18 protein-coding genes are annotated in these 23,949 nt (G+C 67.4%); 16 read left to right on the top strand and 2 right to left on the bottom strand.

Going from position 1 to position 23,949, the window contains the following annotated elements; genetic code table 11:
- Window positions 1-16 precede the first annotated feature (16 nt).
- The 12 genes from ssb to CDA09_RS19340 all read left to right on the top strand — a co-directional run bounded on the left by ssb (window position 17) and on the right by CDA09_RS19340 (window position 18,498).
- On the top strand, window positions 17-499 hold the full coding sequence (gene ssb, locus CDA09_RS19395; RefSeq protein ID WP_121430147.1) for a single-stranded DNA-binding protein: 483 nt from the start codon (window positions 17-19) through the stop codon (window positions 497-499).
- Between the two features lie 414 nt (window positions 500-913).
- Window positions 914-3,067: a hydantoinase/oxoprolinase family protein gene (locus CDA09_RS19390; protein WP_121430146.1), complete on the top strand. Its 2,154-nt coding sequence runs from the start codon at window positions 914-916 to the stop codon at window positions 3,065-3,067.
- 11 nt (window positions 3,068-3,078) lie between these two features.
- The gene (locus tag CDA09_RS19385; RefSeq protein WP_121430145.1) at window positions 3,079-5,403 is read left to right on the top strand and encodes a hydantoinase B/oxoprolinase family protein; all 2,325 of its coding nucleotides are present in this window, start codon (window positions 3,079-3,081) and stop codon (window positions 5,401-5,403) included.
- A gap of 22 nt (window positions 5,404-5,425) precedes the next feature.
- The gene (locus CDA09_RS19380) at window positions 5,426-5,932 is read left to right on the top strand and encodes an acetone carboxylase subunit gamma (protein ID WP_121430144.1); all 507 of its coding nucleotides are present in this window, start codon (window positions 5,426-5,428) and stop codon (window positions 5,930-5,932) included.
- Between the two features lie 203 nt (window positions 5,933-6,135).
- The gene (locus CDA09_RS19375) at window positions 6,136-7,155 is read left to right on the top strand and encodes a WD40/YVTN/BNR-like repeat-containing protein (RefSeq protein ID WP_121430143.1); all 1,020 of its coding nucleotides are present in this window, start codon (window positions 6,136-6,138) and stop codon (window positions 7,153-7,155) included.
- Between the two features lie 10 nt (window positions 7,156-7,165).
- A complete protein-coding gene (locus CDA09_RS19370; RefSeq protein ID WP_121430142.1) occupies window positions 7,166-9,541 on the top strand; it encodes an efflux RND transporter permease subunit in 2,376 nt (791 codons plus the stop codon).
- An 85-nt stretch (window positions 9,542-9,626) separates the two neighbouring features.
- Window positions 9,627-11,252 (top strand): DUF1302 family protein, encoded by a 1,626-nt coding sequence (locus tag CDA09_RS19365; RefSeq protein WP_121430141.1) that lies wholly within the window; start codon window positions 9,627-9,629, stop codon window positions 11,250-11,252.
- A gap of 21 nt (window positions 11,253-11,273) precedes the next feature.
- Window positions 11,274-12,599 carry a DUF1329 domain-containing protein gene (locus CDA09_RS19360; protein ID WP_121430140.1) on the top strand — a complete coding sequence of 442 codons (1,326 nt, stop codon included), beginning with the start codon at window positions 11,274-11,276 and terminating at the stop codon, window positions 12,597-12,599.
- Window positions 12,600-12,728: 129 nt separating this feature from the next.
- A complete protein-coding gene (locus CDA09_RS19355; protein WP_121430139.1) occupies window positions 12,729-14,717 on the top strand; it encodes an AMP-binding protein in 1,989 nt (662 codons plus the stop codon).
- A gap of 22 nt (window positions 14,718-14,739) precedes the next feature.
- Window positions 14,740-15,438: a CoA transferase subunit A gene (locus tag CDA09_RS19350; RefSeq protein WP_121430138.1), complete on the top strand. Its 699-nt coding sequence runs from the start codon at window positions 14,740-14,742 to the stop codon at window positions 15,436-15,438.
- Window positions 15,439-15,441: 3 nt separating this feature from the next.
- Window positions 15,442-16,089, top strand: coding sequence for a CoA transferase subunit B (locus CDA09_RS19345; RefSeq protein WP_121430137.1), 648 nt, complete (start codon window positions 15,442-15,444; stop codon window positions 16,087-16,089).
- Between the two features lie 363 nt (window positions 16,090-16,452).
- Window positions 16,453-18,498 carry a sigma-54-dependent Fis family transcriptional regulator gene (locus tag CDA09_RS19340; protein WP_121430136.1) on the top strand — a complete coding sequence of 682 codons (2,046 nt, stop codon included), beginning with the start codon at window positions 16,453-16,455 and terminating at the stop codon, window positions 18,496-18,498.
- A 97-nt stretch (window positions 18,499-18,595) separates the two neighbouring features.
- Here the strand turns inward: CDA09_RS19340 and CDA09_RS19335 are convergent, their stop codons facing one another.
- On the bottom strand, window positions 18,596-19,765 hold the full coding sequence (locus tag CDA09_RS19335) for a MalY/PatB family protein (RefSeq protein WP_121430135.1): 1,170 nt from the start codon (window positions 19,763-19,765) through the stop codon (window positions 18,596-18,598).
- Window positions 19,766-19,879: 114 nt separating this feature from the next.
- Here CDA09_RS19335 and CDA09_RS19330 point away from each other — a divergent pair, with 114 nt between their 5' ends.
- A complete protein-coding gene (locus CDA09_RS19330; protein WP_121430134.1) occupies window positions 19,880-20,845 on the top strand; it encodes an MBL fold metallo-hydrolase in 966 nt (321 codons plus the stop codon).
- A 7-nt stretch (window positions 20,846-20,852) separates the two neighbouring features.
- Here CDA09_RS19330 and CDA09_RS19325 read toward each other — a convergent pair whose 3' ends face one another.
- Window positions 20,853-21,518, bottom strand: a complete 666-nt coding sequence (locus CDA09_RS19325) for a tetratricopeptide repeat protein (protein ID WP_121430133.1) — start codon at window positions 21,516-21,518, stop codon at window positions 20,853-20,855.
- A gap of 102 nt (window positions 21,519-21,620) precedes the next feature.
- Between CDA09_RS19325 and CDA09_RS19320 the strand changes: the two genes are divergently transcribed.
- The 3 genes from CDA09_RS19320 to CDA09_RS19310 are packed head-to-tail and all read left to right on the top strand — an operon-like array spanning window position 21,621 to window position 23,944.
- Window positions 21,621-22,442, top strand: a complete 822-nt coding sequence (locus CDA09_RS19320) for a tRNA threonylcarbamoyladenosine dehydratase (protein ID WP_121430132.1) — start codon at window positions 21,621-21,623, stop codon at window positions 22,440-22,442.
- Window positions 22,439-22,825: a sirohydrochlorin chelatase gene (locus tag CDA09_RS19315; protein WP_121430131.1), complete on the top strand. Its 387-nt coding sequence runs from the start codon at window positions 22,439-22,441 to the stop codon at window positions 22,823-22,825. Before CDA09_RS19320 ends, CDA09_RS19315 begins: the two co-directional genes overlap by 4 nt.
- A 54-nt stretch (window positions 22,826-22,879) precedes the next feature.
- Window positions 22,880-23,944 carry an efflux RND transporter periplasmic adaptor subunit gene (locus tag CDA09_RS19310; RefSeq protein ID WP_121430130.1) on the top strand — a complete coding sequence of 355 codons (1,065 nt, stop codon included), beginning with the start codon at window positions 22,880-22,882 and terminating at the stop codon, window positions 23,942-23,944.
- The last annotated feature ends 5 nt before the right edge of the window (window positions 23,945-23,949 follow it).

The following is a 23,949-nucleotide window of genomic DNA, read 5'->3' as shown; positions in this document are numbered from 1 at the left end:
ATCCGAGGAGAACCTCATGGCTTCCCTGAACAAAGTCATCCTGATCGGCAACCTGGGGCGCGATCCGGAAACCCGCTACGCGCCGAGCGGTGACGCGATCTGCAACATCACCGTGGCGACCACCGAAACGTGGAAGGACAAGCAAAGCGGTGAGCGCAAGGAAGCGACCGAGTGGCACCGCGTGGTGTTCTTCGGCCGCCTCGCGGAGATCGCCGCGCAGTACCTGCGCAAGGGCAGCCAGGTCTATGTCGAGGGGCGCCTGCAGACGCGCAAATGGCAGGACAAGGACGGCCAGGACCGCTACACGACCGAGATCCGCGGTGACGAAATGAAGATGCTGGGGTCGCGCCAGGGCGGGGGTGGCGACGCACCGATGGGCGGTTACGAGGCGCCTTCCGCGCCCGCCCGCCCGGCGCCGCAGCAGGCGCCGGCCCAGAAGGCGCCGAGCCAGTCGGGGAGTGGCGGATTCGGGGATTTCGACGACGATATCCCGTTCTGATTTGGCTGTTTGACGCGTCGCCCCCGACGCGTGCATTACCCGACGCGAAGCCCTGGTGGCTTCGCTTTTTTTTTGTGTGTGTCGTATGCAGTGTCCGCCGGGTGTCGTGCTCCTTCGGTCTGTGCGCATGAGCCACGTCCTTTCCCGCGGGCGGTTCCCGCTTCGCCCCGTTCGAAGGCCCTGAGCGGCGGCCGGGCGTCCGTTTGATTTCCGGACAGCCTCCATTTTCTGGTCGTACGCCGTGCATGTGGCTTCCTGCTGCAATGCGAAAGGCGTGCGGCGATTTTCCTCCATTCTCTGGTTCATCCGTCTGCTGCGCTGCAGTGGACGGAATCTGGCACGGTCGCTGCAACAGGACTCCCGGGGGCCGGCAGCAGCGGCGACTCGACAATCCAGGAGATGATGGAGACAAACATGGAAGTCCAACAGGCAGCATCACAGGTGCAGGTGATGGGCATCGATGCCGGCGGCACGATGACCGATACCTTCTTCGTACGCGCCGACGGCCGTTTCGTCGTCGGCAAGGCGCAGAGCAACCCCGGCGACGAATCGCTCGCGATCTTCAACTCCTCGCAGGACGCCCTCGGGCACTGGGGGCGCGACGTCGACGACGTCTATCCCGAGCTCGTCACCTGCGTCTATTCCGGCACTGCGATGCTCAACCGCATCCTGATGCGCAAGGGCCTCGACGTCGGCCTGATCTGCAACAAGGGTTTCGAGCAGATCCACTCGATGGGTCGTGCGCTGCAGAGCTATCTTGGCTACGCGCTGGAAGACCGCATCCATCTCAACACTCACCGCTACGACGAGCCGCTGGTGCCGGTGTCGCGCACCCGCGGCGTGACCGAGCGCACCGATGTGCAGGGCAAGGTGGTGATCCCGCTGCGCGAGGGCGAGGTCCGCCAGGCTGCGCGCGAGCTGGTCGAAGCCGGTTCGCAGGCGGTGGTGATCTGCCTGCTGCAGTCGCACAAGAACGAGGCGAGCGAGCTGCGCGCGCGCGATATCGTCCGCGACGAGCTGAAGAAGCTGAAAGTCGACATCCCGGTGTTCGCGTCGGTGGACTACTACCCGTCGCGCAAGGAAAGCCACCGCATGAACACGACCATCCTCGAGGCCTACGGTGCGGAGCCCTCGCGCCAGACGCTGAAGAAGGTCAGCGACCGTTTCAAGAAGCACGGCGCGAAGTTCGACCTGCGCGTGATGGCCACACACGGCGGCACGATCAGTTGGAAGGCGAAAGAGCTGGCGCGTACCATTGTTTCCGGCCCGATCGGCGGCGTGATCGGCTCCAAGCTGCTGGGCGAGTGCCTGGGCGACGAGAACATCGCGTGCTCGGACATCGGCGGCACCAGTTTCGACGTCGCGCTGATCACCAAGGGTAACTTCGCGATCAAGTCCGACCCGGACATGGCTCGGCTGGTGCTGTCGCTGCCGCTGGTGGCGATGGACTCGGTTGGTGCCGGCGCAGGCAGCTTCGTGCGCCTCGACCCGTACAGCAAGTCGATCAAGTTGGGTCCGGACAGTGCCGGTTACCGCGTCGGCACCTGCTGGCCGGAAAGCGGCCTCGACACCGTGTCAGTCTCCGATTGCCACGTCGTGCTCGGCTACCTCAACCCCGACAACTTCCTCGGTGGCGCGATCAAGCTGGATGTGCAGCGCGCGCGCGACCACATCAAGGCACAGATCGCGGACCCGCTGGGCCTTTCGGTCGAGGATGCGGCAGCGGGGGTGATCGAGCTGCTCGATCTGACGCTCTCGGAGTACCTGCGCGCGAACATCAGCGCCAAGGGCTACAACCCGGCTGAGTTCACGTGCTTCTCTTACGGTGGCGCCGGTCCGGTGCATACCTATGGCTACACGGAAGGTGTCGGCTTCAAGGACGTCGTCGTGCCCGCATGGGCTGCCGGCTTCTCGGCCTTCGGCTGCGCGTGCGCGGACTTCGAGTATCGCTACGACAAGTCGGTCGACCTCGGTGTGGCGCAGCTCGCGCCCGACGCCGACAAGGCCACCGCGTGTCAGACGCTGCAGCAGGCCTGGGAGGAGCTCGCCGTGAAGGTCATCGACGAGTTCGTGCTCAATGGCTACAAGCCCGAAGACGTCATCCTGATCCCCGGCTACAAGATGCAGTACATGGGCCAGTTGAACGATCTGGAGATCGTCTCGCCGGTGTCCAGCGCTGCGACGGCCGCCGACTGGAACAAGATCATCGAGACCTTCGAGAACACCTACGGCCGCGTCTATGCCAATTCGGCGCGTTCGCCGGAGCTGGGCTTCTCGATCACCGGCGCGATCCTGCGCGGCATGGTCGTGACGCAGAAACCGGTGTTGCCGGAAGACCCGGACTGCGGTCCGACGCCGCCGAAGGAAGCCTACCTCGGCACCCGTCCCTTCTACCGCCACAAGAAGTGGGTCGATGCGGCGCTGTGGAAGATGGAGTCGCTCAAGGCCGGTAACCACATCGTCGGTCCCGCGATCATCGAATCCGACGCGACGACCTTCGTCGTCCCCGACGGCTTCGAGACGACGGTCGACAAGCACCGCCTGTTCCATCTGAAAGAAGTGAAGTGAGGAGACACGACATGAACATGATGACAAAACAGGAAATCGGCTTCGCCGACCTGCTGAAGAACGGCCAGACGCTGAAGCAGTTCCGCGATGGCATCATCGAGCGCACCAAGGCCACCGGCTGCTACAACGGCCAGGAAAAGCTGGAGTTCCGCGACAGCGACCCGATCGGCTACGAGAAGCTCTTCTCGAAGCTGCGTGGCGGCCTCGTGCATGCCCGCGAAACGGCGAAGAAGATCGCCGCGAGCCCGATCGTCGAGCAGGAAGGCGAGCTGTGCTTCACGCTGTACAACGCCGCGGGCGACTGCGTGCTGACCTCGACCGGCATCATCATCCACGTCGGCACGATGGGCGCGGCGATCAAGTACATGATCGAGAACAACTGGGAAGGCAACCCCGGCATCAACCCCGGTGACATGTTCACGACCAATGACTGCGCGATCGGCAACGTGCACCCGTGCGACATCGCGACCATCGTCCCGATCTTCTGGGAAGGCCGGCTGATCGGCTGGGTGGGCGGCGTGACGCACGTGATCGACACCGGCGCGGTGACGCCGGGCTCCATGTCCACCGGCCAGACCCAGCGCTTCGGCGACGGCTACATGATCACCTGCCGCAAGACCGGGGTGAATGACGAGCCGCTGCGCGACTGGCTGCACGAATCGCAGCGTTCGGTGCGCACGCCCAAGTACTGGATCCTCGACGAGAAGACGCGCATCGCCGGCTGCCACATGATCCGCGAGCTGGTCGAGGACGTGATCCGCGCCGACGGCATCGAGGCCTACGAGAAGTTCGCCTTCGAAGTCATCGAGGAGGGCCGCCGCGGCCTGATGAGCCGCATCAAGGCGATGACGCTGCCGGGCAAGTACCGCAAGGTGTCCTTCGTCGATGTGCCGTACAAGCACGAGGACGTGCAGGTGTCGAACGCCTTCGCCAAGCTCGACTCGATCATGCACTCGCCGTGCGAGATGACGATCAAGCCGGATGGCAAGTGGCGCCTCGACTTCGAGGGCGCGAGCCGCTGGGGCTGGCATACCTTCAACGCGCACCAGGTGGCCTTCACGTCGGGCATCTGGGTGATGATGTGCCAGACCCTGGTGCCCACGCAGCGCATCAACGACGGCGCCTATTACGCGACCGAGTTCCGCCTGCCCAAGGGCACGTGGTGCAACCCGGACGACCGCCGCACCGGCCACGCCTACGCCTGGCACTTCCTCGTGTCCGGCTGGGCGGCGCTGTGGCGCGGCCTCTCGCAGTCCTACTTCAGCCGCGGCTATCTGGAAGAGGTCAATGCCGGCAACGCCAACACCTCCAACTGGCTGCAGGGCGGCGGCATCAACCAGGACGGCGAGATCCACGCGGTGAATAGCTTCGAAGCTTCGAGCTGCGGCACCGGCGCGTGCGCGGTGAAGGACGGCCTGAACCACGCCGCCGCGATCTGGAACCCGGAAGGCGACATGGGCGACATCGAGATCTGGGAGATGGCCGAGCCGCTCCTGTACCTCGGGCGCAACGTCAAGGCCAACTCCGGCGGCTATGGCAAGTATCGCGGTGGCTGCGGCTTCGAGACGCTGCGCATGGTGTGGAACGCCCAGGACTGGACGATGTTCTTCATGGGCAACGGTTTCATGAACAGCGACTGGGGGATGATGGGCGGCTACCCGTCGGCGACCGGTTACCGTTTCGAGGCGCACAAGACCGGGCTTGAGCAGCGCATCGCGGTCGGCGACTCGCTGCCCCTGGGTGGCGATCTCGACCCCTCTGCCCCGGACTACGAGCGCCACATCGACGCGACCGCGACCGTCAAGCGCGACAAGCAGTGCATGACGACCGAGGACTGCTACGACAACCACGACCTGTACCTGAACTACCTGCGCGGCGGCCCCGGCTTCGGCGACCCGATCGACCGTGACCCGAAGGCGATCGAGAACGACCTGAACCAGAAGTTCCTGCTGCCGGAATACGCGCAGAAGGTCTATGGCGCGGTGTTCACGCAGGACGCGAAGGGCGTGTTCGCGGTGGATCCCGCGAAGACCCAGGCCCGCCGTGCGGAGATGCGCAAGGAGCGCCTCGCCCGTGCGCTGCCGACCCGCGAGTGGATGAAGGAGGAGCGCGAACGCATCGTCAGCAAGCACGCGGCGGTGCAGGTGCAGCACATGTTCGCGACCAGCTTCGCGCTGTCCGAGAAATTCACGAACGAGTTCAAGGCGTTCTGGAGCCTGCCGGCCGACTGGCAGCTGCTGGAGTCCGAGCTGGGCGTGCCGTCCTACGGCGCCAAGCACCGCATGGACCTGTCGCTGCTGCCCGACGTCACGACCGTCGTCCAGGTCGAAGAGTGATCCCCGAATCAAGGAGCCGGAAATGACTACCTACACCAATGAGCAGGTCGCACACCTCGTCGAGGGCTCGCTCGACTGGGAAACCACCTTCCGCATGCTGTCGATGCCCAAGGACAACAGCCGCTTCGAGCAGTACCTGAAGGCGCTGCAGGCCAAGGTCTCGTTCCCCCACAAGATCGTCCTGCCGCTGGGGCCGCATCTTTACATCGTGCAGGACGCGAAGACCAAGCAGTGGGTCACGATGTGCGACTGCGGCCACGACTTCGGCGATTACCGCGAGAACTGGAAGCTGAACGCGGCGATCTACGTGCGCGACACCGAGGAGGCGATGACCGAGGTGTATCCCAAGCTGATGGCGCCGGACACGCAGTGGCAGGTGTATCGCGAGTACTACTGCCCGACCTGCGGCACGATGCACGATGTCGAGGCGCCGACCCCGTGGTACCCGGTGATCCACGACTTCGAGCCGGACATCGAGGCGTTCTACAAGGAATGGGTGGGTCTGCCCGTCCCTGAAAAAGCGGCCTGAGCCGTCACTGCCGGGCGGTAGGCCCGGCGCCTGCGGGCCGGTGCCTCCCTGCGGGGAGGTGCCGGCCGGGGCACCCGGGGCCGGTCAGGCCCCGACATTTTCCCGAATTCACCGACACCCATGCGGAGCGCGAGCCCTGCAGGGCCTCGGCTACGCAAAAAAACGAAAGTCGCGCGCCGATCCACGGCGTGGAGGAGAGAGTGATGCTGCGTCGATTGAGGAAATATGGAGGCGGCGCCCGCGGCGCGGTCACGTTGATGACGTCGTCCGCGCCGCTGGTGATCGTCGGCGGGCTGCTGTATGCCGGTTTGTTCGTCAAGGCCGAAGCGGTGGTGCAGAAGGTCGAGCCGCCGGCGATCGAGCGGCGCGACAGCTTCTATGCGGTTGCTGTCCCTGACGAGCGCGTGGTGTGGGCGGCCGGCTCCGGCGGCAAGATCGTGCGCAGTGAAGACGGCGGCCGCTCCTGGACGCGCCAAGTCTCGGGCACGGACGTCAATCTGCAGGGGATCGCGGCTTGGGACGACCAGGCGGCGGTCGCGGTCGGCAACGATGGCGTGATCGTCGTCACGAACGATGCAGGCGCAACCTGGACGCGGGCCGGGATTCCCGCGAGCAGCAATCCGAACAAGCTCTTTCGCGTGCGCATCGCCAATGGTGCGGCGTGGGCGGTGGGGGAATTCGGTGCGTTGCTGCGCTCGGACGACCGCGGCGTGACTTGGGCGCGCGTGCTGCCCGAAAAGGATCGCGCGTGGAATGACATCGCCTTCGTCGGCGACGCCGGCTGGGTGGTCGGTGAGTTCGGTGCGCTGATGAGGAGCAGCGACGGCGGGGCGACGTGGTCTCACGTCGAGATGCCGAACAAGGTCAGTCTGATGAGCGTGGCCTTCCGCGACGAGCGCAACGGCGTCGCCGTCGGACTCGCCGGCACGCTGCTCGTGACTGCCGACGGGGGCGAGAGCTGGCGGCAGGTGCCGGCGCTGACGCGTGAGCACTTCTACAGCGTGGTGTGGGATGAGGTGCGCTGGCTGGCGGTGGGCGACAAGGGCGTGATGGCGAGCGCCGAAGCGGACGCCGCGCAGTGGCAGCTCGGGCGCGTGGCCGAAGGCGACGTGTCATGGCGCACGCAGGTCGCCCGTGCCGGATCGCGCTACTTCCTTGCCGGCAGCAACCTCGCCGTGCTCGACGATGGCGCGCTGAGCGTCGCCGGTCACCAACGCATGTGAGGGCGTCGCGATGAAGAACTCGACTTTCGGCAAGGTCGACGCGGCCTTCGCCTTCCTCATCCGCTTCCGCTCGCTGGTGGTTGCTGCGGTCGCCCTCGTGACGCTGGCGATGGGCTGGCAGGCGAGCCACATCGAAGTGAAGACGGTCTTCAGCGATCTCTTGCCGCGCAATCATCCCTACGTGGAGGTGAACCAGCGCTTCAGCAAGACCTTCGGCGGCTCGAACATGGTCAGCATCATGCTCGAGGTGGAGCAGGGCGACATTTTCAACCCGGTCGTGCTGGGCAGGCTGCAGAAGCTCACCGTCGACCTGCAGCAGGTCGAGGGCGTCGATACCTACCAGATCGTTTCCCTCGCGTCGAAGAAGATCAAGGAGGTGCGCGCTTCCACCGAAGGGGTCGAGTCACGGCCGCTGATGTGGCCGGACCTGCCGCAAGGAGCGGCCGAGCTGGCCGCGCTGAAGGCCGCCGTGCTTAATAACCCGCTGGTGTACGGCCCTTACGTGTCGACCGACCTGAAGGCGACGCTCGTTACGGTCGACTTCAGCGACGGCAACATGGACTACACGCGCGCCTTCAATCAGCTCATGAAACTGGTGGACGAAGCGCGCGGTGACGGCGTCGAAGCGCGCATCGTCGGCGAGCCGGTACTGTACGGCTGGGTGAACCACTACCTGCACGAAACGCTGACGATCTTCTTCGCCGCGGTCGGTGCGCTGGTGGTGCTGCTGTGCCTGATCACGCGCACCTGGCACGGCACCGCCCTGCCGTTGCTGGCAGGCCTCGTCAGCGCAACCTGGGCACTCGGCGCCGCGCGCCTGATGGGCTTCCACCTCGACCCGCTGGTCGTCGTCGTGGCTTTCCTGATCACCGCGCAGGCGATCTCGAACTCGGTGCAGCTCATCGCGCGTTTCGACGACGAGACGCGCCAGGGTACGCCCAGCGCGGCCGCTGCGGCACGGGCGAGCGCGCGCAACCTGTTCAAACCCAGCATGCTCGCGATCGTCGCGGATGCCGGCTGCGTGCTGGTTGTGGCGCTGACGCCGATCCCTCTGCTGCAGAAGATTTCCTTCATCGGCACAGTGTGGGTGCTCACGATCGCGATCAGCGCGCTGATCCTCACTCCGGTGATGTTGTCATGGGTCGGCACGCGCCGGCGCTTCATCCATCCGTTGAACATCGACCCGCTGCTGATGCGCATCCTTGGGTTGTGCTCGGCCATCGTCACGACGCGCTGGCGCTACGCGGTGCTGGTCGCAGCGGTGGGAGTGTTTGCCGTGTCGGGCCTGTACGCGTTCAAGCTGAAGGTGGGGGACGCCAATCCCGGTTCGCCGATTCTGTGGCCGGATTCGAGCTACAACCGCGACGCGGCCGAAATCAACCGCCAGTTCCAGGGCTCGGACCGCATGTTCGTCGTCGTCGCGGGCAAGGAGGCGGGAGCGCTGCGCGAACCGGAAGTGCTCTCCAGCATGATGCGCTTCCAGAAGTACATGGAGGCCCAGCCGGAGGTCGGCGGCAGCATCTCGCTCGCCGATGTGCTGCCGCAGGTGAACCGCGTGCTGCGCGAAGGCAATCCGATGTACCAGGAACTTGGCAAGACCGCGGACGAGAATGCCGAGCTGATGTACATGTTCGTGTCCGGTTCCGATCCGGGCGACATGGACCGCTACGCCGATGCCGACGCGAAGAACGGCGCGGTGACGCTGTTCTTCCGCGACCACCAGGGCGAGACAATCCGCACCGCGGTGGCGCGGGTGCGCGATTACGTCGAGCATAACGCGGTGAAGGGCGCGGACTACCTGCTCGCCGGCGGTCTCGTCGGCGTGCTGGCGGCGGTGAACGAAGTGATCCTCGCCGGCCAGATCGAGGCCATCGCGCTCGCGCTGCTGGTGCTGGTCGTGTGCTGCACGGTCACCTACCGCTCCACGGTCGCCGGCGTGTTCTTCATGATCCCCGTGCTGCTGTCGAACACGATCACCTTCAGCTACATGGCGTGGCAGGGCATCGGCATGAACATCAACACCCTGCCGGTGGTCGCGCTGGGGATCGGCCTGGGGGTCGATTACACCTTCTACATCGTCGATGGCATCCGCGAGAACCTGCACCGCTCGCACAACGTCGAGCGTGCCATCGTCCAGGCCCTGACGGGGCCGGGCAAGGGTGTGCTGATCACCGCGATGACGCTCATCACCAGCGTCGTGCTGTGGCACTTCTCGTCGCTGCGCCTGCAGGCCGACATGGGCGTGCTGATCGCGCTGTGGCTGTTCATCTCGGCCTTCAGCGCGCTCTTCATCATGCCGGCCCTCGTCTATGTCTTCCGCCCGGAATTCATCGTCGGCAGCAAGCGCCATCCCATCGAGCAGGCCGAACCCGTGCTGGTCGGCTGATCCACCCCCGCGGGCGCGGCGGAGTTGCCGCGGCGCCCGCGTATGACGCCTTCAGAGCAGTGACAAAACCAAAAGGAGCGAGGAGATGAGAAGCAAGGGAGTAACGAAGACCAGGGCACGCGCGCTGGCGCTGGCGGTGGCCGCCGCCTGTGCCGGGCTGGCGGCGGGTCCCGCACGGGCGGTCGACAGCCAGGGCAACTACGAGGTCGCGGCCCTGGGCGCTGGCGACGGAGCGATGAAGTCCTGGGCCGCCGACGATTTCAGCTTCAACCTGTCGGGCTACGCGCGCGGCTGGGTGTCGATGAACCTGCAGGATCAGCCGGAACTCAAGGCCATCGGCGCGAAGAGCAAGGGCAAGCTGTCGATGGTGCGCGGCTCGCTGCTGCTCGACGCCGACGCGACGACCGGGGCGGTGAAGTGGAAGGCGATCGGCCGCGTCGACCGCGAATACAAGACCGACTATCTGAAGGATCTCGAGCGCCTGCGCACGACCAACGGCACGGACCACGGCGGCGATTCGCACAGCATCCTGGACAACTATAACCGCGGTGAAGTGCGCGAATTCTGGGCCGAGCTCCCGATCGGCGAGCGCGTTACGGTCAAGGCCGGCAAACAGCAGCTGGTGTGGGGCGAGTCGGACTTCTTCCACGCGATGGACCTCGTGCATGGCTACGATTTGTCGTGGCGGCTGTTCTTCGAGGGCGAGAACGAGGAGTGGCGCAAGCCGCTGACACTGATCTCGACCAAGATCCGTGTGCCGGAGGTGAACGGGATGCTCGCCGCCTATGTCCGGCCGGGCGCCGACTCCTGCGAGGACATCGGCAACACCTACGACATCCAGGGGGGGCGCTGGTTCTTCCAGCCCTATCGCGGCTTCGACCTCACGGCCGTCACCAAGAAGGACTGCAATCATCCGTCCGGTGACTACCGCGACGTCACCGGCGGTGTGCGCTGGTCAGGCGAAGCCTTCGGCCTGAACTACTCGTTCGCGTGGCTGACGACCTTCTCGGCCGACCCGGTCGCGAACTCGGCCTTCAAGCCCTACAAGAAGGCCCCGCAGGGCGCGGTGTTCGACCGTATCCATCCCCAGATCGACGTGTACGGCATGACCGTGAGCGGCTACAGCGCGACCCTCGGCGCGGTGCTCAGCGCGGAGATGGCCTACACGAAGGACCAGCCCTACAACATCGGCACGGGCGCCTTCCTCGACCCGACGGTGCCCGGCAACGTAGGCATCGGCCTGGGCGGCGTGAAGCTCAAGGACACGCTGACGACGATGCTGCGCATCGACAAGGACCTCAACCTGGAAGGCATCTTCGGCACATCGCGACCCTCGTTCTCGTCGATCCAGTTGTTCGACACGCAGGTACTGAGCTTCAAGGAGTCCGACGACCTCGTGCGCCTGTTCGCGTACGGCACGCCGCTCACCGAGCACAACACCATCCTCACGGCGTTTACGACGCTGAACTACCGCAACGACACGATCAACCCGGGCTTCGCGGTCGGCTTCGATCTCAGTCACGGCGGCGGCTTCGCGATCCCGAGCATTGCGCTGACGCTTGATGACAAATGGCTCGCGCGCGTCGAGGCCGACCTTTTCTGGAGCGGCGGTCATTCGAACAAGGTTGCCTTCAGCGGCCAGCGTTCCCAGCTCTTCGGCTACTTCGACAAAGCCAGCCAGCTCGTTTTCCGCTTGACCCGGCAGTTCTGAAAAAAGAGAGGAGACACCACCATGCAGAAAAAACCCACCTGTGCCGTCCATCCGTTGGTTCGGCACCTTGCAGCAAGTACCGGTCTGGCTCTCGTGGCGCTGTTCGCGGCCCACGGCGCCAACGCCAAGGTGCTCGAGCCCGGCTTCGTGATCACCAAGGACAACCTCGCCAGCGTCAAGGACGACACTTTCGAGGGCAAGACCATCGCCAGCATGATCCCCGAGAAGCTTGAATGGATGATCACGAACTATGGGCTGACCATCAAGATCGCGCACTCGAAGAAGATCGAGATGGACCCGAAGTACGTCGAGGCGACGAAGAAGTGGTCGAAGGACGTGAAGTTCAATCCGGCGGACCGCACGCTCAGCGGCTGGAAGGCGGGCATGCCTTTCCCCCCTGAGACGATCAAAATGGACGACCCGAACGCCGGCGACAAGGTGATCTGGAACCTGCGCGCGGCGACCTACGGTGCGACGATGGACCTGCGCGACATCGCCTGGGTGTTCCTCGACGCGAAGAAGGGCTACGAGCGTGTGCAGGCCTTCCAGTCGCGGCGCTACTACATGGAAGGGCGGCTCGACGGCGGCCCGATCTCGGTCGGCGACGGCGACATCGCGCAGAAGACCTACTTCGTCGCGCACTACCCGCAGGACATCCGCGGTCTCGGCACCTTCTCGGTGCGCTACAACCAGCCCAATTCGGCCAAGCCCGACGACTCCTTCGCCTACCTGAAGTCCGTGCGCCGCACTCGGCGGCTGTCCGGCGGTGCGTGGATGGACCCGATCGGAGGCACCGACCAGCTCTACGACGACTGGGACATCTGGGACGCGTGGCCGACCAAGTATACGCAGAACAAGCTCGTCGAGAAGCGCTGGGTGTTCGCGATCGCACACAGCCCGGAGGTCAGTGTCGACACTGCCCAACCCTGGAGCGAGCCGCAGAAGCGCTTTCCGCGCATCAACATGGCCGAGCCGCCGTTCTGCAACCCGGCGAAGGACGTTGAATGGGAGCCGCGCGAGGTGTACGTCGTCGAAGGCACGCCCCCTGCGGAGCATCCGTACAGCAAGAAGGTCGCCTACATCGAAGTCGATTTCCCGCGCCCCTACCTGGGGTACGCGCTCGACCGCAAGGGTGAATTCTGGAAGATGTTCATCTTCCAGAACCGCCCCGATACGGGCGACGACGGCTACAAGGCAGTGATGCCGGTGGTCGGCCACATCATCGACGTCAAGCGCGGCCACGCGACCAACTGGTCGTCGAACATGAAATCGAACCCGAAAGGCGTGAAGGACTCCGACGTGTCCCTCAACGTCCTCGAGGAGGTCGCGACCGGCGCCGGTCGCTGACTTTGCCGCCGCGAGCGCGCCGACTCCGCAGTCTCCCCCCTTGGTCCGCCCCCGTCAGTTTCGGGGCGGACGCTTTTCCCGGGGGGCGGCGCGCCGCAGCAGCAGGACCACAAGACGGAGAACCCTGCCATGAACACCTACACCGCGACGGGTTGCGACTGGGGCTCCACGCAGCTTGCGCGCTTCATGCGACGCCACGGCGATGCGGACCTCGACGCGCTGCGCGAGCGCGCCGCCCGCGAGCCCGAGCGTTTCTGGGGCCAGGTCCTCGACGCGATCGGCCTGCGCTGGATCACGCCCTACCGGCAGACGCTGGACTTGTCGGACGGCGTGATGTGGCCGAAATGGTTCGTCGGCGGGCGCCTCGATCTCGTCGACAACCTCGTCGGCAAGCACGCCCGGGCGACGCCGACGAAGATCGCGCTGCGCTGGGAAGGCGACCGTGGCGAGCTGCGCACGATCAGCTACGCGGAACTCGCCGCCGAGGTCGAGCGCGTCGCCGCCGGCCTGCGCGCGCTGGGGGTGGGCGAGGGCGACCGCATCGCGCTCTACCTGCCGATGATCCCCGAAGCCGCCGTGATGATGCTCGCCGCGACGCGTATCGGCGCGATCTTCATTCCGTTCTTCTCCGGCTACGGCGCCGACTCCGTCGCGCAGCGCGTGCAGGACTGCGACGCGCGGCTGCTGGTGTGCGCGAACGGCTATTACCGCCGCGGAAAACGCGTCGACATGCTGGCGGACGCGCGCGCGACGGTGCGCCAATGCCCGTCGCTGCGCCAGCTCGTCGTCGTCGATCGGCTCGGTAGCGGCATCTCCCCGGAAGCAGGCGGCTCCGGCGACTGCATCGAGTTCGACTACCGCCGCCTGCCGGTGACCGTGTCGAGCTGCCCGCTCACGGCCTTTCCCGCCGACCAGACGCTGATGCTGATCTACACGTCGGGCACCACCGGCAAGCCCAAGGGCGTCGTGCACACGCACGCCGGCTTCCCGGTGAAGGCCGCGCAGGACCTGCTGATGGCTTTCGACCTGCGCGCCGACGACACGCTGATGTGGGTCACCGACATGGGCTGGCTGATGGGGCCGTGGATGGTCTACGGCGGCCTGATGCTCGGCGCGACCCTGGTGTTCTTCGAAGGCACGCCCGACCACCCCGACGCCGGGCGCCTGTGGGAAGTCGTCGCGCGCCACGGCGTCACGCATCTGGGCCTGTCGCCGACGCTCGTGCGCCTGCTGATGGCCCGCGAAGGCAGCCTCCCGGCCCCGCGCGCGATCGCGACGCTGCGCCTGTTCGGCTCGACCGGCGAGGCGTGGAACGAGGCGCCGTGGCGCTGGCTGTTCGAGGACGCCGGCCGCTCGCGCCGCCCCATCATCAACTACTCCGGCGGCACCGAGATCGGCGGCGGCATCCTCGCCTGCTTCCCCGGCCTGCCGCAGAAGCCCGGTTCCTTCAATGGCCCGATCCCCGGCGTCGCCGCCGACGTACTCGATCCCTCAGGCCAGCCGCTGCGCGGCACGGTCGGCGAACTCGCGATCCGCCAGCCTTGGCCGGGCATGACGAACGGCTTCTGGCGCGACGCCGCGCGCTACCAGGAGGCCTACTGGTCGGTGTGGCCGGAGATCTGGGCGCACGGCGACTGGGCACGCGTCGACGAGGACGGCCACTGGTTCGTGCACGGGCGCAGCGACGACACGATCAAGGTCGCCGGCAAGCGCGTCGGCCCCGCCGACTTCGAGTCCGCGCTCGTGTCGCACCCGCTGGTCGTCGAGGCGGTCGCCGTCGGCGTGCCCGACGCACTCAAGGGCGAAGCCGTCGTGTGCTTCGTCACCGTCGCCGACTCCGCACCGCTCGCACAACGATCGTGGGACGACTGCGAAGCCGAGCTCGTCGAACACGTCGGCCGCCTGCTCGGCAAGCCGCTGCGCCCGTCGCGCGTGCATCGCGTCGCCGCGATCCCGAAAACGCGCAACGGCAAGACGGTGCGCCGCGTGATGCGCGCAGCCTATCTCGGCACCGCTCTCGGCGACCTGTCCGCCCTGGAGAACCCTGACGCCATCGCCGCCGTCGCCGGACTGGGCGTGAATCGGCCCGTTCCCGCCGCCGACGCGCTCCCCACCTGATTCCCACCTGAGGAGAACATCCATGAGCAAACTCTATCCGGACGCGACGACCGCCCTGGCCGATGTCGTGCGCGACGGCCAGACCGTCGCCGTCGGCGGCTTCGGCCTGTGCGGCATCCCCGAAATGCTGATCCACGGCCTGCGCGACTCGAACGCGCGCGACCTCACGGTCATCAGCAACAACGCCGGCGTCGACGGCATCGGCCTCGGCCTGCTGCTCGGCACGCGCCAGATCCGCAAGATGGTCGCGTCCTACGTCGGCGAGAACGCCGAGTTCGAGCGCCAGCTGCTGTCGGGTGAACTCGAAGTCGAACTCACGCCGCAAGGCACCCTCGCCGAGAAGCTGCGCGCGGGCGGCGCCGGCATCCCGGCCTTCTACACCCGCACCGGTGTCGGCACCCTGGTCGCCGAAGGCAAGGAAGAGCGCGACATCGACGGCAAGCGCTATCTCCTGGAGCGTTCCCTCACCGCCGACATCGCGCTCGTGAAAGCGTGGAAGGCCGACCGCGCCGGCAACCTCGTGTATCGCAAGACCGCGCGCAACTTCAACCCGGTCGTCGCCACGGCCGGCCGCATCACCGTCGCCGAAGTCGAGGAACTGGTCGAAACCGGCACCCTCGACCCCGACCACATCCACACCCCCGGCGTCTTTGTCCAGCGCATCGTCGTCAATCCGCGCCCGGCGAAGCACATCGAACAACGCACGACACGGCAGGAGTGAATCATGGCCTGGACACGCAACGAAATGGCGCGCCGCGCCGCACAGGAACTGCAGGATGGCTTCTACGTGAACCTCGGCATCGGCATGCCGACCCTGGTCGCCAACCACATTCCGCCCGGCATGGACGTGTGGCTGCAGTCGGAAAACGGCCTCTTGGGCATCGGCCCCTTCCCGACCGAAGCCGAGGTCGACGCCGACCTCATCAACGCCGGCAAGCAGACCGTCACGACGCTCGCCGGAAGCAGCATCTTCAGCAGCGCCGACTCCTTCGCGATGATCCGCGGCGGCCACATCGATCTCGCGATCCTCGGCGCGATGCAGGTCAGCGAGCACGGCGATCTCGCCAACTGGATGATCCCGGGCAAGCTCGTGAAAGGCATGGGCGGCGCGATGGACCTCGTCGCCGGCGTGCGCCGCGTCATCGTGATGATGGAACATTGCAGCAAGGACGGCGCGCCCAAGATCTTGCGCCGCTGCGAGCTGCCGCTCACCGGCGTCGGCGTTGTCAATCGCATCATCACGGATCTGTGCGTGCTCGACGTCACGCCGGACGGACTGCGCCTCGTCGAGACCGCACCGGGCGTCGACGTCGGCGACGTGCTCGCCTGCACCGGCGCCCCGATCGAGGCGGGCGAACTGGTGCCCGGCTGAGTCGTCCGGTCAAGCGTACGATTTTCGAACGCGACCCGGACGGAGGCGTCCGGAAATCGTACGGTCGTAGCAAGACGAATGCCGCCGGGTGGGGCAGTCCCTCCCCGCCGGGATCGGGGCACTTCGCCCGCGACCGCATTCCGCCGAGCAGGCGAAAATATAACTTTAGTAAGCCCTGATCCTGGCACCTCGTTTGCTATTCTTCTTACACGCGAGCACTTCGTTGCACGCGCATTCGCCGGAGTGTTCACGCACCGCAAAACACATACAACGCGCTGTCGCCTGCAGAACCTACAGGACCAGTCCAATTCGGCCGCGCATGACGCGGCTCGCAGCGGTCGGCGCAAAAGGAGGAGAGACTTGATGACACGGGTGCCCGAAGGGCAGATGTTTTCCGACCCGGGTAGCGACGCCGCCGTGACGACGGCGTGGGAACGCTTTCTCGACGGCGCCAGCCGTCCGTCCGATTCGTTGCGCACACTCGTCGACCGGTCGTGGCAGCGCTGCCAGCAGCACAACGTCGATCCCGACAAGCGCAGCGCGCCGCCGCCGGTCAACGAGTCGATGCTGGCGTCGATGAAGGAACACCACGGCGAGCTGCTGCAGGCCAGCGCGCCGATCATGGCCTGCGCGCGTGACTTCCTCGCGGAAACCGGCACCGTCATGGCGCTGGCCGACACGAGCTGCACGATCCTCACGATGGAGGGCGACAACCCGACGATCGGGACCGCCGAGAGCATCCATCTGCTGCCCGGCGTGTCCTGGAGCGAACGGATCTGCGGCACCAACGCGATCGGTACGGCGCTGGCGGTCGGCGAACCGGTGCAGATCCACTCGGCCGAGCACTACTGCGCCGGCATCAAGCGCTGGACCTGTTCGGCGACGGTGATCCGTCACCCTCACGACGGCGAGATCATCGGCGTCGTCGACGTCTCGGGCCTGTCCGAGAGCTACAGCCGCCAGAGTCTCGCGCTGGTGGTGACGACTGCGAGCCGCATCGAGAACAAGATCGCGATGCGCGAGATGGAGCGGCGCTACCGCCTGCTGGAAGCCTCGCTGCAGCGCTGGTCGAACGGCACCGACGGCCTGGTGCTGTTCGACCGCCGCGGTTACCCGGTGCGTGCCAACGAGATCGCCCAGGCGGCAATGACTTCGCTGGGCGCCGACCTCGACCTTTCCGCGCCGCGCCGCGTCACCGCGCTGGCGGTCGGCGAAGATGGCCAACTCGTGCGCAGCCCCGCGCTGCCGCTGTGGCTGCAGCCCGACTGGCTGGAGCCGGTGCGCGACGCGCAGGGCCAGCGTCTCGGCACGCTGCTGGTGCTGCCCTTGCCGCGCCTCGGCCGTGCCATCTCCGGCGAAGGCGCGCGCCGGCTCGCCCGCGAGCCGGCCGTGGCCGCGAGCGACATGCCTTCCGGTTTCGGCGCCATCATCACCCGCGACCCGGCGCTGCGCGAAGCCGTGCGCAAGGCCGACCAGCTCGCGCGCTCCAAGGTCCCCGTGCTGCTGCTGGGCGAGACGGGCGTGGGCAAGGAGGAATTCGCGCAGGGCCTGCACAAGGCCAGTCCTTTCCGCGACGGCCCCTATGTCGCGCTGAACTGTGGCGGCCTGTCGCGCGAACTCCTCGCCAGCGAGCTCTTCGGCTACGTCGACGGCGCCTTCACCGGCGCGCGGCGCGGCGGCATGGTCGGCAAGATCGAAGCGGCCAACGGCGGCACGCTGTTCCTCGACGAGATCGGCGAGATGCCGCTCGACCTGCAGCCACATCTGCTGCGCGTGCTCGAACAGAGCGAGATCTACCGCCTGGGCGAGAACGTGCCGCGCAAGGTCGGCTTCCGCCTCATCGCTGCCACCCACCGCGACCTGCGCAAGGAAGTCGCCGACGGCCGCTTCCGCATGGACTTCTTCTACCGCGTCGCGGTGACCTCGATCTCGATTCCGCCGTTGCGTGCCCGCGTCGGCGATGTGCGGGAGCTCGTCCGGCACTTCGTCGAACGCTTCTCGAAACAGCATGGGCTCGGTCCGCGCCGTCTCGACGAGGAAGTGCTCGCACGGCTCGAAAGCTACGGCTGGCCGGGCAACGTGCGCGAGCTGCGGAACGTCGTCGAGAGCGTGCTGCTGATGAGCGACGGCGAGTGCGTCGGCGTGGACGCCTTGCCGCCGGAGCTGCTCGGCATGGCCGACGCGCCGGTCAGCGCGCCGGTCGCGACCGCCCTCGGCGTGCTCGCGACCAAGGGGCCGGTCGGCAGCATGGCGGAAGGCGAGGCGGAACTCATCCGCCGCGCGATCGCTGCGACCCACGGCAACCTCACGCGCGCCGCGCGCGAGCTCGACATCGCGAAGAGCACGCTCTACCAGAAGGTGAAGCTGTACGGGCTGGAGCGCGATATCGGGCGGGTGCGCGCCGGCTGAGGGCGCCGTTTGCAATCCTGCCCCTGAATACCGTCCGCTCTGAGCCTATCGAAGCCCTGTGCATGCTCTTCGACAGGCTCAGAGCGGACGGTCGTACTTAGTTGGCCCGCGCCGCGTCGTGGGCGTGCAGTGCGGCCTGCATGCGCCGCAGTGCCTCGCCGAGCAGCGCGCGCGGGCAGCCGAAGTTCAGGCGCACGAAGCCGGGCATGCCGAAGGGCGCACCGTCGGACAGGCCGACGCCGGCGTCTTCGAAGAAACGCATGGGGTCTTCGAGGCCGGCGCCGCGGCAGTCGATCCACGCGAGGTAGGTTGCCTCCGGGCGCGTCGTTGCGAGGCCGGGCATGGTCGCGACGGCGTCCATCACGAGGTCGAGGTTGCCGCGCAGGTAGTCGAGGAGGGCAGCGCGCCACGGGCCGCCGTCGCGGTAGGCGGCTTCGGCCGCGACCATGCCGAGCAGGTTGGTGTGGGGGACGATGCCGCGCATCTGGTGACGGAAGCGCCGGCGCAGCGCGGGGTCGGGGATGATCGCGAAGGCGCAGTAGAGCGCGGGGATGTTCCAGGTCTTGGACGGCGCCATCAGCGTGATGGTGCGGCGCGCGACGTCCTCGCCGAGCGCGGCGATCGGGATGTGCGGGGTCGCGGGATCGAGCACGAGGCCGCAGTGGATCTCGTCGGAGCAGATCGTCAGGTCGTGCCGTTCGGCGAGGCCGGCGAGCCACTGGAGTTCGTCGCGGTCGAACACGCGGCCGACCGGGTTGTGCGGGTTGCACAGCATCAGCAGGCGGGTGCGCGCGGTGATGGCGTTCTCGACCTCTTCACGGTCCCAGCCCCAGCGGCCGTCGTACAGCTTCAGCGGACGCGTGACGAGGCGCCGGTCGCTGTTGCCGGGGGCGGTGAGGAAGGGCGGGTAGACGGGCGTGGCGGTGAACACCTCGTCGCCGGCTTCGCCCGTCGCGCGGCAGGCGAGATTGAAGCCGGTGACGACGCCGGGCAGCCACACGAGCCAGTCGGGTTCGATGCGCCACGCGTGATCGCGGACGATACCGTCGATCACCGCGTCGACGAGGCCGGGCCAGGCGTCCGTATAGCCGAACACGCGGTGGTCGAGGCGCGTGCGGATCGCGTCGAGGACGGCGGACGGGGCGGGGAAGTCCATGTCGGCGACCCACAGCGGCAGGACGTCGCGACCGGCATAGCGCTCCCACTTTTCGCCCGGGACCGAGCGGCGGTCGGGAACGTTGTCGAAATCGAACGGAGCGGCAGGCATCGGGTCAGAGGGTTGCTGTGGCATGAGACGGGTTCCTTGAGGCTTGCCGGGTCGCGACGGCAGGCGGGATACAATTACACAAAATCAGCCGATCGAGTTGGAGGAAAGACAATCGTGCAAACCCTGACGGCCCACCCCGACGGGATCCTGGCCGTGGATTCCGGTTACTGCGGTCCGGGCGTGGCGGCCATTCACCTGCTCATCCACCGGGGCCGTGCGGCCATCGTGGACACCGGCACCAACGCGTCGGTGCCGCGTGTGCTCGCGGCGCTGGCCGCGGCCGGCATCGAGCCCGGCATGGTGCAGTGGGTGATCCTGACGCATATCCATCTCGATCACGCCGGCGGCGCCGGCAGCCTGATGTGCGCGCTTCCGAACGCGAAGCTCGTGGTCCATCCGCGCGGCGTGCGCCACATGGTCGATCCGGCCAAGCTGTGGGAGGGCACCTCCGCGGTGTATGGCGCCGAGCGCGCTTTCGCGCTGTACGGGCGGCTCGCGCCGATCGAGGCCGAGCGCATCGTCGCGGCCGAGGAGGGGCTGGAACTCGATCTGGGCGGGCGCACGCTGCGCATCCTGCAGACGCCGGGGCATGCGAAGCACCACGTCTGCATCTGGGACGAAACCGCGCGCGCGTTCTTCACCGGCGACACCTTCGGGCTGTCGTACCGCGAGTTCGACGTCGAGGGCCGTCCGTCGGTGTTCCCGACGACGACGCCGACGCAGTTCGATCCCGATGCGCTGCATGCATCCATCGACCGCCTGATGAGCTATCGCCCGGAGGCGATGTATCTGACCCACTTCAGTCGGGTGACGGGGGTGGAGCGGCTGGCCGCGGACCTGCACCGCCTGATCGACACGCAGGTCGCGGTGGCGCGCGCGGCGCGCGGCGAGGGCGTGGCGCGGCACGTCGAGATCCTCGCCGGGCTGGAACAGATCGTGCGCGAAGAGGCGGAGCGGCAAGGCTGGACTTTGCCGGAGGAGGAGATCTTCCGCATCCTGCGGACCGACCTCGAGCTCAATGCGCAGGGGCTGGGATTCTGGCTCGACGAGTGCGCGCTGCGGGAGCTCAGTCCCGCCTGAGCCGCGCTTACTGGCCCGTGCCATCGTGGCGGGCGCGCAGCTCCTCATATTTCGCGCGGGCGGCGGGGTCGCCCTGCAGGGCGGCCTGCGCATACCAGCGTTCGGCCTGCGCGGCATCGGGGGCGACTCCTTCGCCCGATTCGTACATCGACGCGACGATGTACTGCGCGCCGACGTGCCCCGCGCGCGCGGCGGCGAGGTACCAGCGGGCGGCCTCGGCGGAGTCTTTCGGAACGCCCTGTCCGACGAAGTACATGGTCGCGAGATTGACCTGCGCTTCGGTGTGGCCCTGTTCGGCGGCGCGGCGGTACCACTCGGCGGCCGTCGTCAGCGATTGCGCGACCCCGCTGCCGTGGTCGTAGAGCAGCGCGAAGTTGAATTGCGCCTGGGCGAGGCCGGCGCCGGCCGCGCGACGCAACCAGCGCCACGCGGCGTCCGGTTCGCGTTCCACGGCTTCCTTGCGGAACAGCATCATGGCGAGGTTGTACTGGGCGAGGCGGTTGCCGGCGCGGGCGGCGCGCTCGAAAAGTTGCGCCGCCTCGTCGAGCCGTCCCGCCTCGTAGGCGCCCACCGCGCTCTGCGCCACGGCGGCGGGGGGGGTGTAGTCGGCGTGTGCGTAAGCGGCGGCGAGCAGGCCGGCGGCCAGCATCGTGCGGCATGCCAGATGGCGCATTCGTGGTTCCTCCAATGGCCCATTGGAGCGGACCTGCGCGGACGAGTTCATCACGCTCGCGCTGCGGTAACATCCGGCCTTCTTCGTGCAAGCGTCACCATCATGTCCGGCCCGAGTCCCGAATCCCCTGTCGAAGTCGATCGCGAGCGCCGCTTCGGCGGCATTGCGCGCCTGTATGGGGCCGATGCGCCCGTGCGCCTGGAGGCCGCGCATGCGTGCGTGATCGGCGTGGGAGGCGTCGGCTCGTGGGTGGCCGAAGCGCTCGCGCGCAGCGCGGTCGGGCGCATCACGCTGATCGATCTCGACCACGTGGCCGAGTCGAACATCAATCGCCAGATCCACGCACTGGATCCGACGCTGGGGCAGGCCAAGGTGCTGGCGATGGCCGAGCGCATCCGTGCGATCAACCCGCATGCGCGCGTGGACGTGGTCGAGGATTTCGTCACGCCGGATAACGCGATGGAGCTGTTGCACGGCTTCGACGTCGTCGTGGATGCGATCGACAACGTGCGTGCGAAGGTCGCGATCGTGCTGGCGTGCCGGCGGCGGCGCATCCCGTTGATCGTCGCCGGCGGAGCCGGGGGCAAGACCGATCCGGGGCGCATCCGCGTCGATGACCTGTCGCGCACCGAACAGGATCCGCTGCTCGCCAAGGTGCGGAAGCGCCTGCGCAGCGAGCACGGCTTTCCGCGCAACCCCAAGCGGCCTTTCGGCATCGAGGCGGTGTATTCGTGCGAGCCGCTGCGCCTCGACGACCTCGCGTGCGACCTGCCGCACGGGCCGCAGGGGCTCGCGTGCGCGGGTTACGGGTCGAGCGTCGCGGTGACGGCCTCGGTCGGGATGTTCGCGGCGGCGCGGGCGATCGAACGTCTGCTGGCGCCGCCGGTCGACGCCAGTCCGGAGACTGCCGAGGGCGAGTCATGAGCGAAGCGCATGCAGTGGTGCTGTTCGGGCACGGCGCCCGCGATCCCGAGTGGGCGCAGCCGATGCAGCGCACGCGCGACCAGTTGCGTGCGCAAGCGCCCGGGTTGCGCGTCGAGCTGGCCTTCCTCGAGTTCATGACGCCGACGCTGGAGGAAGCCGTCGACACGCTGGTGCGCGACGGTTTCCGACAGATTGCCGTTGTGCCGATGTTCATCGCGCAGGGCGGGCACCTGAAGAGCGACCTGCCCCGCCTCGTCGGTGCCGCGATGGCGCGTCATGCCGGCTGCGCGATCACGCTCGCGCCCGCGGTGGGCGAGGCGGACGGGGTGATCGCCGCGATGGCGGACTACGCGCTGAGTTTCGGCGGAGTGTCTTCGGGCTGAGCATTTCCGGCCCGAGCCCTTGACTCGCTTGAATATAAGAATAAACTTATATTCATGACGACATATTCCATCATCCGGATCGTTTTGCCTGCGTTCGCGCTGGCCGTTGCAACCCTGGCGCAAGCCGAGGTGCCGACGCAGCGCATCGAGGCGCGCGCGGTCGGCCTGACGCATCCGGCCGAGGCCACGCTGGAGGCGGTGCACCAGGCGACGCTCGCGGCGCAGGTGGCGGGGCGCATCGTCGAGCTCAAGGTCGATGCGGGCGACCGCGTCACCAAGGGGCAGGTGCTGCTGCGCATCGACGCGGCGGAGGCGAGCCAGGCCGTGGCGGGGGCCGAGGCCGGCATCGCGCAGGCGCAGGCCAACCAGATCAACGCGAAGGCGACCTACGAGCGCACGCGGAGCCTCGTCGAGCGCAAGTTCGTCAGCCAGTCGGCACTCGACCAGGCGAAGGCGTCCTTTGATGCGGCCGAAGCCCAGTTGCGCGCGGCGCGTGCGGGGCGCGGCCAGGCGGCGACGGTACAGGGCTACACGACGATCGTCGCGCCACTGTCGGGGCTGGTCGCGGCGCGCCACGTCGAACCGGGCGAGATGGCCCAGCCGGGGCGGCAGCTCGTGACCGTGTATGACCCGGCCGCGATGCGTGCCGTGGTCGATGTGCCGCAGCAGCGCCTCGCCGGCCTGACATCGGGCCAGATCCGGGCGCGCGTCGAGCTCCCCGACTCGGGGCGCTGGCTCGATGCCGCGAGCGTCACGGTGCTGCCCGCCGCCGATCCGCGCACGCACACGGTGCGCGTGCGCGTGGACCTGCCGGCGAATGCCGAAGGGCTGGTGCCGGGGACTTTCGCGCGCGTGCATTTCGTGACCGGCGAGGGCACACGCATTGCCGTCCCGGCCGGCGCGATCCTGCGGCGTGGCGAGCTGACCGGGGTGTATGTCGGTGACGGCAAGGGCGGTTTTGCGCTGCGCCAGATCCGTGCCGGCGAGGCGCTTGCGGATGGCAGCATCGAGGTGCTGGCGGGGCTTGCCGGCGGCGAGGAGGTCGCGCTCGACCCGGTGCAGGCGGGCATCGTCGCGCAGCTCGCCCGCAACCCTGTCGCCCGCAACGGCGCGCGCTGAGGGGG

It is taken from the genome of Azoarcus sp. DN11 (genome assembly GCF_003628555.1).
Taxonomy (GTDB): Bacteria; Pseudomonadota; Gammaproteobacteria; order Burkholderiales; family Rhodocyclaceae; genus Aromatoleum.
Note: the sequence above shows the minus strand (reverse complement) of the source record. Positions and strands in the feature narration are given on the sequence as shown.

Bases quoted from the DNA above. Each gene is read 5' to 3' on its own strand.
- CDA09_RS19360 (WP_121430140.1), top strand. From the start codon at position 11,274: ATGCAGAAAAAACCCACCTGTGCCGTCCATCCGTTGGTTCGGCACCTT.
- CDA09_RS19385 (WP_121430145.1), top strand. From the start codon at position 3,079: ATGAACATGATGACAAAACAGGAAATCGGCTTCGCCGACCTGCTGAAG.
- CDA09_RS19390 (WP_121430146.1), top strand. From the start codon at position 914: ATGGAAGTCCAACAGGCAGCATCACAGGTGCAGGTGATGGGCATCGAT.
- CDA09_RS19370 (WP_121430142.1), top strand. From the start codon at position 7,166: ATGAAGAACTCGACTTTCGGCAAGGTCGACGCGGCCTTCGCCTTCCTC.
- CDA09_RS19345 (WP_121430137.1), top strand. From the start codon at position 15,442: ATGGCCTGGACACGCAACGAAATGGCGCGCCGCGCCGCACAGGAACTG.
- CDA09_RS19365 (WP_121430141.1), top strand. From the start codon at position 9,627: ATGAGAAGCAAGGGAGTAACGAAGACCAGGGCACGCGCGCTGGCGCTG.
- ssb (WP_121430147.1), top strand. From the start codon at position 17: ATGGCTTCCCTGAACAAAGTCATCCTGATCGGCAACCTGGGGCGCGAT.
- CDA09_RS19325 (WP_121430133.1), bottom strand. From the start codon at position 21,518: ATGCGCCATCTGGCATGCCGCACGATGCTGGCCGCCGGCCTGCTCGCC.
- CDA09_RS19355 (WP_121430139.1), top strand. From the start codon at position 12,729: ATGAACACCTACACCGCGACGGGTTGCGACTGGGGCTCCACGCAGCTT.
- CDA09_RS19335 (WP_121430135.1), bottom strand. From the start codon at position 19,765: ATGCCTGCCGCTCCGTTCGATTTCGACAACGTTCCCGACCGCCGCTCG.
- CDA09_RS19380 (WP_121430144.1), top strand. From the start codon at position 5,426: ATGACTACCTACACCAATGAGCAGGTCGCACACCTCGTCGAGGGCTCG.
- CDA09_RS19350 (WP_121430138.1), top strand. From the start codon at position 14,740: ATGAGCAAACTCTATCCGGACGCGACGACCGCCCTGGCCGATGTCGTG.
- CDA09_RS19320 (WP_121430132.1), top strand. From the start codon at position 21,621: ATGTCCGGCCCGAGTCCCGAATCCCCTGTCGAAGTCGATCGCGAGCGC.
- CDA09_RS19375 (WP_121430143.1), top strand. From the start codon at position 6,136: ATGCTGCGTCGATTGAGGAAATATGGAGGCGGCGCCCGCGGCGCGGTC.
- CDA09_RS19310 (WP_121430130.1), top strand. From the start codon at position 22,880: ATGACGACATATTCCATCATCCGGATCGTTTTGCCTGCGTTCGCGCTG.
- CDA09_RS19340 (WP_121430136.1), top strand. From the start codon at position 16,453: ATGACACGGGTGCCCGAAGGGCAGATGTTTTCCGACCCGGGTAGCGAC.
- CDA09_RS19315 (WP_121430131.1), top strand. From the start codon at position 22,439: ATGAGCGAAGCGCATGCAGTGGTGCTGTTCGGGCACGGCGCCCGCGAT.